This is a genomic window from Cognataquiflexum rubidum, from assembly GCF_022538115.1.
Lineage (GTDB): Bacteria > Bacteroidota > Bacteroidia > Cytophagales > Cyclobacteriaceae > Cognataquiflexum > Cognataquiflexum rubidum.
Genome location: NZ_JAKZAL010000002.1, coordinates 188,209 through 200,449 on the forward strand (window position 1 = coordinate 188,209; position 12,241 = coordinate 200,449).

A 12,241-nucleotide genomic window follows, 5' to 3' on the forward strand; every position below is an offset into this window, starting at 1 on the left:
TTTAAGGTTTTGAATTAATCCAAAGTCTGATTTCCACCTCCATTGGCAAAAAGTACCTGACCGCTTATCCATTCGGAAACAGGGGCTGCAAAGTAAAGTACCGCTCCGGCGATATCTTCGACTTCTCCAAGGCGTTTGATTGGCGTATGTGCCAGCATTTTGGCTTCTATTTCCGGTGTCAGGACGGAGGCCAATGCTGCTGTTTTGGTAGCTCCCGGGCCGACTGCATTGACACGGATGCCGTCAACTCCATAATCCAAGGCGAGGTTGGCAGTCATGTGGTTCATCGCAGCTTTGGAAGAAGCATATGCACTCATGTTTGGACTTTTGTTGATACTTGCCATAGAGGTGATGTTGATGATGGATCCGTATCCACCTTCTTTCATAAGCGGCGCACAAAGTTGGGAGAGTCTCCACGCGGAATACACATTGAGTTTGAACCTCCAGGCAAAGTCATCAACAGAGATTTTGTATGGGCTTTCTCTGCCTCCTCCACCGCCACCGGCGTTGTTGACAAGAATATGGACACCACCCAATTCCTTTTTAGTTCTCTCTACCAAAGTGACCAAGTGTGCATCTTCCGTTACGTTGCATTCCACGGCAATGGCCTTCCCGCCCAGGGCTACTATTTCGTCCGCGGCGGATTGGGCATCGGCTATTTTGAGGTCACTGACAGCTACTGACGCGCCTGCTTTTGAAAGCATGATCGCACAGGCTTTTCCGATTCCATTGCCGCCCCCGGTAACAATGGCTACTTTTCCTTTAAGGTTGAATAATTGATTGATTTCCATAAATAATTGGTTTTTAGTAGAGTTAGCTGAATAGTCGTGAATGGTTATTTATTCTTTTGTAAGTTCACCTGCCGGTGCCTCAGCAGGCATTTTTTTCAAGAGGTAGTAAAACCCTCCGAGAACTAGTAGGAGTGCAGAAATTCCTAACAATGTGCCTGTTGCAACATGCTCTACATCAAGTCCTAAAAGGTGCCTGAGCAATGCAATGAGTGCAATTTCAACTATGATTTTTATGTAGTTTGCGTTTCCTTCTTTGATGTATTCTACCAAGGAACCGATGAGTTCAATGAGGATGGTGATAAGCAGTACTGCAGAGATCAAACCCTGGACTTTTGCAAGAAAAAGTCCTTCTTTAACCAAGGGGCTATCGCGGAAAATGAAGATTTCGTCACTTGCCAGAATCGCTTTTACTATGATTCCTCCCAATTCCAATAAGCTCACAATCAAAATAATGATTAGGAAAAAGATCAAAATCCTAATTGTCAAAAGGGTCAATTGTGAGATGATTTTCATTTTTTAAAGTTTTTTTAGACGTTCTGATAAATCCGGAGGATCGAATCAATAAGTTGTCCATCCACCATCTGTCGCTATGCATGATCCTGTGATATTGCTTGCGTCGTCTGAAAGAAGAAATAAAATGGTGGCGGCTTGCTCCCAGGGAGTCGATCCCCTATGCTGTGGATCATTTGCTGAAAGAAGGCTGGCGGACTTCAATCCGGCCATTCCGCTTCCCTTTCCTTGACTTACTGCCCATTTCACAAATTCCATGGCACGAAAAACCATTGGGGTGTCAGTTTGAGCCATATTCACAGAGTTGATCCGGATTCCGTATGGGGCATAATCGATGGAGGCATTTCTGGTCAATCCTGTGACGGCATGTTTGCTGGCTGAATAGGCGCAATTTCCGGGTAATCCGATGATCCCTGCGATGGAGCTGATATTGACAATGCTTCCTCCCTCTCCTTGATTAACCATCTGATTTAACTGCGCTCTCAAACAATAAAAAAGTCCGTTGATATTTGCATCCATCACATTTTTCCAGTATTCGTCTGTGGCTTTGTGAATAGGAGAGGGGAGAAGGTTTAGGTTGTTTTCAAAATCCTGAGGTTTTGACGGATCATTTCCATCCATTACACCTGCAGCATTTAAGACTAGATTTATTTTACCGTAAACTTCGACGCATTTTTTTACCGCAATTTCTACCTGAAGAGGGTCACGGACATCTGCCAAAAATGGAAATGCATCTCCTCCTTCCACCTTTATTTGATCACAGGTTTCCTGCAGTTCTTTTTCTTTGAGATCTACGCAAAAAACCTTGGCACCTTCCCTGCCGGCCCGGATAGCAGTAGCTCCCCCTATACTTCCTTTGGCAACACCGGTGATGAATAAAACTTTTTCCTTTAGCCTATTTGGGAAAAAAGCATCAGGGGATACAGGATTAATTCCTTGTTGTTTCATACTTGAAAAGAATAAGGAGGTTGTTCAAGAGCTTTGCAGGAAGAATTTTGGTGCTTTTCTCCGTCTATTGTGAGTCAAAAATAATAAAGAAATTAAAAATAAAAAAAATATTTTTATTTTTAATAATCATAGAAAACATCATTCAATTTTGAAGCCTAATTTGGTTTTGAATCCTGTAAGCCGGAGGGTTTTAATAGGAGGGAGTGGTGTCCTTTGGTGGGTGATATTCCTCTTTTAACCGCAATGGACACAAAGGTTTCGCAAAGTGGCGCAACGTGTGCTTTATTGAAAGGTTAAGCGTTTTCCTTTGCGGCTTTGTGACTTTGATAGAAAAAACACCACAAAAAAAAAGAGGACTTTTCAGTCCTCCTTAGTTGGTTTTGGGAATCAAATATGCTTAAGCTGTCCAGTCGTTGTAGCCGCCGGAGTAGTTCAGGATATTGTCAAATCCATTGGCTCTCAATATAGAGTAGGCGATAGCAGCCCTTGCACCGCCTTGGCAGTGGATGATGACAGGTTTGTCTTTGGATACTTTGTCAAGGTTCAATTGAAGTTTACCCACAAAGAGGTTGTCCGATGAATCTATTTTTCCTTTTTTGTATTCCGCCACACCCCTGACATCGACTACCTGCACGTTTCCTTTTTCAAGTTTTGCTTTGACAGTTTCTTTGTCGATAGGATTGTAGCTTTCGAGATGACCTGCTTCGAACGAAGCCAACTGATCCGGAGTGATAAATCCATGGATGTTGTCCAAACCGATTCGCATCAATTTTCTGGTCAGGTCTTCGATTTCAGATTCTGCGGCTATCAATACGAAAGACTCTTCGTAGTTCAGGTACCAACCCATCCAAGTGGAGAAAGAGTTGTTGTTGCTGACGCTAAGCGTGCCTTTTAGGAAACCTTTGGCATATTCCTCCCATGGTCTGGCATCGATGATTTTTAGGCCTTCTTTCTTGGCTTTCGCAAATTCATCCTTTGACAGGTTTTTGATTTTTGGTACTTCAGTCAGCAGCTTTCTGTCCACCTTGTTCAGTTTCTTCATCATCGCGAAGTACTTTGGTGGCTCAGGCTGGTCAGCAAGGAGTTCTTTGGCAAATGCCGCTTTGTCATCGAGCAGGTTCAATGCCCAGTTTCTGATTTTTTCATAACCGACAGTCGTCATCGGCACTGCTCCCAATGCTTTGCCACAGGCAGAACCTGCACCGTGACCCGGCCAAACCTGAATGTACTCTTGGAGTTTGGCAAAAGATTGGAGAGAATCATACATCTGTGCAGCTCCGATATCCTGGGTGCCTTTTATTCCGGCAGCCTGTTCCAATAGATCCGGTCTTCCCACGTCTCCCACAAACACGAAATCTCCGGTAAAGAGCATCGCAGGTTCGGTGGTGGCCGGTCTGTCGGTCAACAGGAAGCTGACGGATTCCGGGGTATGACCCGGTGTATGGAGCACTTCGAAGGTAATATTGCCCAATTTGATGATATCTCCGTGCTTGATTTTGTTGTGTGGAAATTCATATTTCCAGTCCTTGTCACCTTCATCCGATAGGTACATCTCAGCCCCTGTTAATGCAGCAAGTTCTCTCGAACCGCTAAGGAAATCGGCGTGGATGTGTGTTTCCAGGATATGGGTGATTTTAAAATTATTTGCTTTGGCAATGTTGAGGTAAGTGTCCACGTCTCTTTTTGGGTCAATTACAGCTGCAATGCCGCTTGCCTGACAACCGATCACGTAACTCGCTTGCGCCAGACTTTTGTCATAAACTAATTCGAAGAACATAATTCTTATTATTTTTTGTTTTAAATTTTTTAAATGAAAGAAGGTGAAAACTGTTTTTGGGACAGGTCCATCTTTTAATAAAGTACAAGTTTACGGACAAGTTAGCCCATTTGGTGTGACTATTGGCACGAAACAAATTTTTTGGAATTTGGGTTTGGGGATTTTTTTAATAATAAAAATAAGCCGCAACCGTTGGAAATTCTCAATTGATTTCTTGAAAATTTCTAAAGATTCCGGCTTTTTTGGATTTTGGAGATTACTTTTTAGAATCTCAGGATGAGAAGAATAACTTTTAAAATGCCAGTTTCAGGTTGACCAATGGATTGGAAACATTGGAATTGATCCCGATGATTCCTGAAGGAACAGCCATTCTTTGGTTGACAAAGTAATTTTCAGGAGTGACCTTCATGGTGAATTTGTAGGGCTTGTCCTTGTTGATTTTGCTTAGGAGATTTCCCGCAAGGTTTTCTTTTTTATATTTATTGAAAAGGATTTGTTGTGTCGCTAAGGCAAGAACTGAAGGAACTCCAATCCACACAGCAGCGGATTCCGCCTCAAAAATCGCTGCCATCCCAAGCCCTACGAGTGCCGCACCGCCTGTAGAAAGTGCGATGGTACTTCCTTGTCTTTTGTTGAGGTAGACTCCTTTGACTGCTTTCTGGGCAAGAATGGTACCGATTACAGTACCTGCCACAGGAATTAATACTGCAGCACCTGAAGCATCATCGTTTAAGGTTTCTGCAGCAATTGCAAAACCAATACCTGTAGCAGCAAGGGTCATGGCGGATACATTGTCTATATCTCCTTTGGTGTAATCATATTTTTTGGACACCTTATTAGCGACAAGGATTCCACCGACCCCACCTGCCAAGAGTGCGGCGCCATATAGATTTGAGTTTTCGGATTCTGCCGTAATCAAAGCCGCTGCACCAATCCAAGGTCCTATGATGCCGTAATGCCTGACAAGCTCGATATGTCCTTCTGAAAAGTTTCTATTCTTCTGCAATTTGAAACCCACTTCACCCAATGCAATGCTTCCCAATGTAGAAAGTCCAAGTGCCAATTGGTCTGTATAGTCTTGACCTCCACCTATCATCAATGCCAAAGATCCACCATAGATTAGGCCGAGAAATTTTCCTGTATTGCTTGCCCGGATGACAGAGCGGTTGATGTTTTCATATTTTTTTGGTACCATGACCGGTCCCAATGCCCAAAGCCCACCTGTCAATAAGGGGATTCCCACAACGGCTGCACTGCTGATTTCTGCGATGCCTACCAAACTTGCCCCGTAATATGCCCCATATAAGATATTGGTCGCATAATCTCTTCCCCTCCATTCAAATTCTTCTTCAACGATAATTCTTTGTTCGGGCCCCATGAGTTCCCTGTCCCATTGCTCTTTCATTTTGGAATAAAAGGCTTTTTCATCTTCTGAAAGACGCTGGTAATAATTGGAAAGGTAAGTCTCGAAATCCTGTAAATAGGAAGTTTCATCTGCTGTCAGGGCGATGCCGGTATTGCTTTTCTGCTTGATGATCCGGTATGTTTCTTTGTTTGATTCTTCCCAATATCCCCTTGCGGTATAGATTCCCTGCGCATTCATTTGGGTATTAAGGGCAAAGGCAAGGAAAAAGAGGAAAATGGAGAAATAGTAGTTGGGTTTCATAGAGTATTATAAAGTTGGATAAAGAGAATCAAAGAAAAGGACAATTGAATAGAATAAACAACTGAAATTAAATAATTGCCAAAAATTGTTACGCAGGTCTTACTCCTTAGGTTTTAGGATGTGGTGTGCTTTTTTTTCAGTCAACTTATGGTTATCACACCAGTTTTTGGGAAAAGCCTCGTGATTTACGAGGCCCCGATTTTCATTTTTCCTGACCAAAATCATATTCTCTAATGATGGAGGTTTCCTAATTGGCTTCCCAATGCCTTTAGCTTTGCCTGCTTCATATTTGTCCTAAGTATAAAAAAACCGATCAAGCTCTCGCATATGTTCAATTCCCCGACAACCGCACATAGTTTCCATATCCCGGTCATGGGATTGGGTTTTACCGCTGACACCCCGATCAAAGTTGCCAAATACGGAATATCCTCTGTAGTCTCCATCATGGATGACCACATGCTGGAAGACCTGAGGCGCATTTACAGCAGAAAGCTGGAGATTCCTTACCTGCCGATTGCAGACAAGACAGAGGATTCCCGTGCCAACCGGATCAAAGCCTACCTCAATCTCTTGCACAATGCGGTCAATAAGCAAATGGAGGACCTCAAATCCCAATCTTTTGAATACGGCATTGCCATCAATGAATACTTCAATTTATTGCCCGACAGTCATGGCATGAAATTGCTTTATGAAAAAATGAAGCAAGAAGTGGGAGAAGCCAAAGAGGCCATCCAAAACAGGTTGAAAGTCGCCATTTCCCCCGGGAAAATTGATGTCAACATCATGACAAAAGTAGACAAAATCAACTTTGACAAAGAAGGAAATGAATTGCCAAGGGAATATTCCGATGCACTCTCCGCCCTTAGGGGATTTGCAGAAAGTGACCTAGAATCCTCTGTTGTGTTTTCTGCCGGGATGAATCCTGCGCTCTACGGCTATGCAGAGCAGTTTGCTGATTTTTTTCCTGATGCAAATGGGAAAATCAAAAAAGGAATCATCCTCAAAGTTAGCGACTATCGCTCAGCTTTGATCCAGGGTAGATATTTGGCCAAAAAAGGATTGTGGGTATCGGAATTCAGGATCGAATCAGGCCTCAACTGTGGAGGTCATGCCTTTGCCACGGACGGTTTGCTGATCGGTCCGATTTTGGAAGAGTTCAAAAACAACAGGGCGGAATTGAGACAGGTATTGTTTGATACCTGCCAAAAGGCCCTGACTGATAAAGGAAACAACCTGCTTCCGGAAGATACCATACCGAAAATCACCTATCAGGGTGGGATCGGCTCTGCAGCAGAAGACAAGTTTCTGATAGACCATTACCAACTTGACGGAACAGGGTGGGGCAGTCCGTTTTTGCTCGTTCCCGAGGCTACAAGCGTGGACAAGGATACCTTGGACAGGTTGGTTCAATCCCGAAAATCAGACTATTACCTGAGTCATGCCTCTCCATTGGGTATCCCTTTCAATAATCTCCGGACAAGCAGCGGGGAAGAACAGCGGCTTTCAAGGATTGAGAAAAACAAACCCGGAAGTCCCTGCTATAAGAAATTCCTGTCTTTCAGCACGGAGTTTTCAGCCAAACCCATCTGTACCGCTTCGCGCGAATACCAAAATCTCAAATTGAAAGATTATGCTGAAGGCAAAACGACCCAATATGAAATAGATGAAGTTTTGGTAAAAGACTGCCTCTGTGAAGGTTTGAGTGCTGCAGTGATTTTGAATCAGGGAGAAGAGCCAAGGAGAAACCTGAAGGCAGTCACCATCTGTCCAGGACCTAACCTTGCCTATTTCAAAGGAATTTTCAGCCTGAAGGAAATGTTAGACCATATTTATGGAAAAGCTGCCATTGTTCTCGATCCCGAAAGGCCTCAGGTTTTTGTGAAAGAACTGCAACTCTATGTCCAACATCTCCAACATGAGCTCAGTAAATCTATTCCTGAAAAAACGCAGAAGTTTGAAACGTATATTGAAAAATTCAAAACCAACCTTTCTCAGGGAATTGCATACTACCAAGATTTGGTTGCTTCTTTCCCAATAGATACGGAGGAAGTGATAGAGACTATGAAGGCTCAGCTCTTGGAGTTAAAAGAAAAAATCGCTGGTCTTGAAATTGTGAAAGCCTAAAAAAAATAATAAAGGATATTATTATCCGATAATATTTTTCTATTATATTTGTATAGAAATGAAGGGGAGCGAAAGCTCCCTAAAGTTTGATAAAATAAAAGATAATAACATCCTCTAAACGATTTGCAGATGAAAAATTTCCAAGAATTTAAAATGAGCGAGATAGTCGACACCGACTTCAGGGCAATCGGGGTTTTTGAAAAGCTTGGGATTGATTATACTAATTGTCAGGAAAAAACCCTGAAGGAGGTTTGCAAGAAGAAGCATATCAGCCCTGAAGTGATTTTGGACTACATGGCTGAGGCTATCGTCCAAGACCTTTCCTGATCAAAAAATCAAAATATTTCACCTCGACAAATTGACCAAATCCCAATCCTATCATCAATAAGATCCGGACATGCAACTGCTCAAACGCATTTATCTTTTTCCCCTCATTGTGTTGGCCCTGGTTTTGGGCGTCGCAGGAGGATGGGTCAGGATTGGGTACCTCGGGATGATGGTCCCTGGTACTGCGGCTAATCACGGGATTTTGATGGTAGGTGGATTTTTGGGAACGCTCATATCCCTAGAGCGGGCCATGGTCATGAAAAACAGAATATGGTTGCTTATTCCCCTCCTAAGTGGGCTTTCCATCCCGGCTTTGTTGTTGGTGCCGGGATGGCCCGCTTTTGGTCATGGACTGTTATTGGGCGCAAGCTTGGGATTGATGGCCATCATGTATTTGCAGTCAGTCAGACATCCTGTTATCTACCAATATGTGATGACAATGGGGGCTGTACTTTGGATGATAGGAAATTTTGTTTTGCTTTATTCAGGATTTGTACCCGCAGCAGTTCCTTGGTGGATGGGGTTTATTTTGTTTACGATTGTTGGGGAAAGACTGGAGCTCAGCAAATTCCTTCCCACTCCGAAGTCTGCTAAAAATGGCCTACTTGTATTATTGGCCCTGTTTTTTCTTGGAATATGGCTTCCTTTTCACCGGTATGGAAATATCCTCATGGGAGCTTCGGCCATTCTGATTTCTTATTGGCTGCTTTATTTTGACATGGCAAAGATCGCTTCAAAGAAAGCCGATCAATTCAAATACATCGGCATCGGTCTCCAAGTGGGCTATGTTTGGCTGACTTTACACGGGATTGTGCTTTGTTTCTTTGAGTCTCATGCTTTGTATTACGACCTGTATATCCATACATTCTTCTTGGGATTTACATTCTCAATGATCTGGGCACATGCGCCGACCATACTCCCGATGGTCCTGAATATCAGGCAAAACCCCTTTCATCCCATCCTTTGGATAGGGTGGGCAGTATTCCAATTGAGTTTGCTGGGAAGGATTGCATTCAGTTTGATGGGCTTGCCGGAGTGGAGGACTTTCTTTGGCATGCTCATTGGATGGGCCATTTTGGGCATGTTTGCACTAATGGCGGTCATCACTGTGGTCAAAATGATTTTCAGCCAAAGAGAATTGGGTACCGTCAAAAGTTTCAAGTAAAGTGTATGCAATGAGTATATAGAAACACCAAATCCTGTGACCAAAATCACACAATGAAGTAGATTAATAGCACAAATTGCCTGTCATGTTGAAAAGTACCTTACATATCGTCTTCTCTCTGATTTTCCTGCTCAACGGCATGGCGTATTCAGTGATTCAGGCAAATTTTCACATGAACAGGGAGGAAATTTCTGCCCTTTTTTGCATCAATCAGGACCGGCCTGAACTCGAATGTAACGGCAAGTGTGAACTAGCCAAGAGACTCGATCAGGCGCAAGACCAAGAGGAAAACCAACAAAAAGTTGCTTTTGAGGGGTTCCTGCTCATCTATAGCATGCCCGTTACTGCTTTTAACATCCTACCGATTTGGAAGTCTATTGATCTGGTTTTTGGAGATTTAGATGAAAATCAAAACCAGCTTTTGAACATCGACGATTTTTTTCACCCACCGCAAGGTTGACCTCCTGATTTTCTACAACCACATCAGAAATTCTAGTCCCAAAAGTCATTGCTTTTAGAGGAAAGCTTTCACGATGCGGTCAATACTGAAACTACCTCAGAACAGAGTTGGCCAGGGTCTGTCTGTTCAAAATATTTCAATCCAAAAGAATTTTCAATCATGAAATCTTATATACAATTCCAAAAATCCATTTTGTTGGCGATGTTTTTTCTTGCCTTGTCCATCAATAGTTCATTGTCCCAAAACCTTAAAAAATTTCAGGTTCTGGATCAGCAAACCCAAGAACCGATCATCGGACTTATTTACCATTATGCCTCCCAAAAGGGACTTTCTGACGAAAAAGGATTTATCCAATTGGAGTATGAGGCAGGAACTTCTATCCATTTTAGCCACATTAATTATGGGAAATGGACCTTGGAGGAAAGCTCGCTATTAAAAGTATTAGAAACGGGAATTCTCTTTCGTCAAGAAAATATCCTCAACCTCCAGCCGGTGTCAGTCATTTCTCTTAAAATGACAGAAGAAAAAGATCAGAAAATCCTGATTTCAGATCAGGAAAGGCTTCACCATGACGCCGGAGCCATTCTCAATCTCAATCCAGTAGTTTCCTCCATCAGGAAAAGCGGCGCATTTGCTTTTGACCCAGTGATGAGAGGATTCAAATACGACCAACTCAATATTGTCATAGATGGATTGCAGTCTGCGAATGCTGCCTGTCCCAATCGGATGGATCCCCCGACTTCGCAGATTGCGCTAAACAGAATCAAGCAGATTGAAATCCTAAAAGGGCCACATGCACTCCGATATGGTATCGGTTTGGGAGGTACGATCAACTTCATTCAGGAAGATCCATTTTTCACCTCCCAAGGAGGTGCAAACGCAAGGTTTTCGACCATGTATGAATCCAATGGAAATGTATTCCGAAACGAGGGAAGGGTCGGTTTCAACGGTCAAAAATATGATATCGGTGTACTTGGTTCTTGGTCAAAAGGAACTGATTACGTTGACGGAGATGGGAATATTGTTCCAGCAAATTTCCAAAGAGGAACTGTCGGGATGTTTGGAGATTTTAAGATTTCAAATTCTGATCTTTTGCAGGTGACAGTCAATAGGAATTTTGCTAGGGATGTGGATTTTCCGACTTTGGCGATGGACCTCCGGTCAGACGATACATGGATGGGGAGCTTAAGACATTCCAAAACCTTTCAAGGTAGAAAACTACAAAATTGGAACACCTCAGGATTTTTCACTTTTGTGGACCACTTGATGGACAATGGGTTGAGAGAACTCAATCCCCGCATGATGAATGCAAAAACCCCGGCCAACACCCAAAATCTTGGCGCCAGAACAGAAGGTCTTTGGCAATTGGAAAAAGCTAAATTGTACGCAGGAGCGGACTTTAGGTCGGAGGCGGCCCAAGGAACTAGAGAAAGAGAATTTTTGATGGGGCCAAATGCAGGGAAGATTTTATATGACAATGCATGGCAGGATTCCAGAATTTCCAAAACCGGTGCTTTTGCTTCCTATCATGCACCGGTCGGTTATTATGTGGTCAGTCTTGCGGGAAGGTTGGATGTGAACCATGCACAAGCCTCAGACAATGCGGAGGAATTTGTCCAAGTCAATCCTACCCAATCCATCACCCAACTCAATCCGGGGATTTCCGCAGGAATCAAGCGGGATTTGGGAGAGAATTTCAATGCAGGACTGTGGTTGGCCAGTGTCAGGCGTAGTGCCGGCATCACCGAGCGGTTTATCAATTATTTCCCTGTGGGAGTTGATCCTTATGAAATGCTGGGGAATCCGGATTTGGCACCGGAAACCAACAACCAAGTCGATTTGGTTTTTGGATTTAGCAAATCAAAAATTACAGCCGAAGTCAACTTGTTTGCGGCTTACCTTACCAATTATATCACCGCTGAAAAAACTGAACTGAAGCCAAGAATCCCGACAAGTCCAGGTGTAAGGCAATATGTCAATGTGGACCGGGCTGTCAAAACGGGATTTGAGGCGGCATTCAGTCAGGCATTATTTTACGGAATCAGCCATCAATTGATGGTGGCATATACCTATGGGCAAAATCTGGTGATTTCGGAGGCTTTGCCCGAGATCGCCCCGATGGATATCAGGTATTCTATATTGGGCAGCCATTTGGATAATAAGTTGCATTCCGCCATCAGGCTGAGGCATGTCGTTGGGCAAAACCGTGTTTCCGGAAGCTTTGGTGAAAAGGCAAGTCCAAGGTTTACGCTTTTGGACATTGACGTAAGTTATGCGGTTTCCTCCGTTGTCGCTATCAAGGGCGGTGCACAAAACTTGTTGAATGAAACTTATTATGAGCATTTGAACAGACCGATTCCCTCCACCGGTTTGCCGCTTTTTGCTCCGGGAAGAAATTTCTTCCTGATGTTAAGTTTCAAATTTCCTTAATACATAGTGTTGATTGTTGTTTGGTTTGAAAAGCCGGTTCTCG

The 12,241-nt window shown here is 43.3% G+C and carries 11 protein-coding genes; 6 read left to right on the forward strand and 5 right to left on the reverse strand.

The window, feature by feature from the left end; genetic code table 11:
• Nucleotides 1-14: 14 nt before the first annotated feature.
• From MMU05_RS03135 to MMU05_RS03150, 4 genes are all read right to left on the reverse strand, one after another.
• Entirely contained in the window at nt 15-791 is a 777-nt protein-coding gene (locus MMU05_RS03135; RefSeq protein WP_241140210.1) for a glucose 1-dehydrogenase, read from the reverse strand.
• A 48-nt stretch (nt 792-839) separates the two neighbouring features.
• Nucleotides 840-1,304 (reverse strand): phosphate-starvation-inducible PsiE family protein, encoded by a 465-nt coding sequence (locus MMU05_RS03140; RefSeq protein WP_241140211.1) that lies wholly within the window; start codon nt 1,302-1,304, stop codon nt 840-842.
• 45 nt (nt 1,305-1,349) lie between these two features.
• Entirely contained in the window at nt 1,350-2,249 is a 900-nt protein-coding gene (locus MMU05_RS03145) for an SDR family NAD(P)-dependent oxidoreductase (protein WP_241140212.1), read from the reverse strand.
• A 397-nt stretch (nt 2,250-2,646) separates the two neighbouring features.
• Nucleotides 2,647-4,026, reverse strand: coding sequence for an MBL fold metallo-hydrolase (locus MMU05_RS03150; protein WP_241140213.1), 1,380 nt, complete (start codon nt 4,024-4,026; stop codon nt 2,647-2,649).
• Between the two features lie 43 nt (nt 4,027-4,069).
• On the opposite strand from MMU05_RS03150, the gene MMU05_RS03155 reads away from it, so the two are divergent.
• Nucleotides 4,070-4,306, forward strand: coding sequence for a hypothetical protein (locus MMU05_RS03155; RefSeq protein WP_241140214.1), 237 nt, complete (start codon nt 4,070-4,072; stop codon nt 4,304-4,306).
• 12 nt (nt 4,307-4,318) lie between these two features.
• Here the strand turns inward: MMU05_RS03155 and MMU05_RS03160 are convergent, their stop codons facing one another.
• Nucleotides 4,319-5,692, reverse strand: coding sequence for a hypothetical protein (locus MMU05_RS03160; protein WP_241140215.1), 1,374 nt, complete (start codon nt 5,690-5,692; stop codon nt 4,319-4,321).
• Nucleotides 5,693-6,019: 327 nt separating this feature from the next.
• On the opposite strand from MMU05_RS03160, the gene MMU05_RS03165 reads away from it, so the two are divergent.
• From MMU05_RS03165 to MMU05_RS03185, 5 genes are all read left to right on the forward strand, one after another.
• Nucleotides 6,020-7,816 carry a hypothetical protein gene (locus tag MMU05_RS03165; protein WP_241140216.1) on the forward strand — a complete coding sequence of 599 codons (1,797 nt, stop codon included), beginning with the start codon at nt 6,020-6,022 and terminating at the stop codon, nt 7,814-7,816.
• Between the two features lie 129 nt (nt 7,817-7,945).
• Nucleotides 7,946-8,143: a DUF542 domain-containing protein gene (locus MMU05_RS03170; protein ID WP_241140217.1), complete on the forward strand. Its 198-nt coding sequence runs from the start codon at nt 7,946-7,948 to the stop codon at nt 8,141-8,143.
• A 70-nt stretch (nt 8,144-8,213) separates the two neighbouring features.
• Nucleotides 8,214-9,308, forward strand: a complete 1,095-nt coding sequence (locus tag MMU05_RS03175) for a hypothetical protein (protein WP_241140218.1) — start codon at nt 8,214-8,216, stop codon at nt 9,306-9,308.
• Between the two features lie 85 nt (nt 9,309-9,393).
• Nucleotides 9,394-9,768, forward strand: coding sequence for a hypothetical protein (locus tag MMU05_RS03180; protein ID WP_241140219.1), 375 nt, complete (start codon nt 9,394-9,396; stop codon nt 9,766-9,768).
• Between the two features lie 159 nt (nt 9,769-9,927).
• The gene (locus MMU05_RS03185) at nt 9,928-12,198 is read left to right on the forward strand and encodes a TonB-dependent receptor domain-containing protein (RefSeq protein ID WP_241140220.1); all 2,271 of its coding nucleotides are present in this window, start codon (nt 9,928-9,930) and stop codon (nt 12,196-12,198) included.
• Nucleotides 12,199-12,241 lie beyond the last annotated feature (43 nt).